The organism is Candidatus Thermoplasmatota archaeon (assembly GCA_022848865.1).
GTDB lineage: Archaea > Thermoplasmatota > Thermoplasmata > RBG-16-68-12 > JAGMCJ01 > JAGMCJ01.
This window is the reverse complement of record JAJISE010000117.1, coordinates 1-580: the sequence shown is the minus strand read 5'-3', so window position 1 is coordinate 580 and position 580 is coordinate 1. Positions and strand designations below refer to the sequence as shown.

The following is a 580-nucleotide window of genomic DNA, read 5'->3' as shown; positions in this document are numbered from 1 at the left end:
GTGGCTGGGCGCGATGACCTCGATGTCCACTCCCTCGAGGGCCTTGAAAGCCCTGGAGACGCTCATCCAGAGGGGCATCACGATGTTCGCATAATAGGTGGTGGCCTCCTGCATGAGGACGGCCTGGTCCACCTCGTCGTCGAACCGTTTGGAGGAGGCGAGGTGCTGGCCGAAGGCGTCGTTGGAGAGGAGTAGCTTCTCCTCTGGGATGTAGGTGACCATGGAGTCGGGCCAGTGGACCATGGGGATGGGCACGAAGTTGAGTGTCCTCTTTCCGAGGCTGACGCTGGGCTTCTCCTTGATTGAGGTGATCTCCAGATCGTCGCCATAATATCTCCTCAGGCCTTTCGTCCCGAATTCCGATGCTATGAGCTCGGCGTTCTTCGAGACTTCAAGGACTTTTCTTATGGATCCGGAGTGGTCGGGCTCCGTATGATTGGAGATCAGGTAGTCGATCTTCTCAGGGTCCACGATCTCCTTTATCCGGCGCATCATCTCGGGGAAGAAAGGCTCCTTCACAGTGTCGACGAGCGCTATCTTCTCATCCACGATGAGGTAGGCGTTGTAGGTCGTCCCCCTG

1 protein-coding gene is annotated in these 580 nt (G+C 57.4%); it reads right to left on the bottom strand.

The window, feature by feature from the left end; all coding sequences use genetic code 11:
* Positions 1–580, bottom strand: a 580-nt coding sequence (locus LN415_09955) for an FprA family A-type flavoprotein (GenBank protein ID MCJ2557401.1), incomplete at both ends; no start/stop codon positions are given.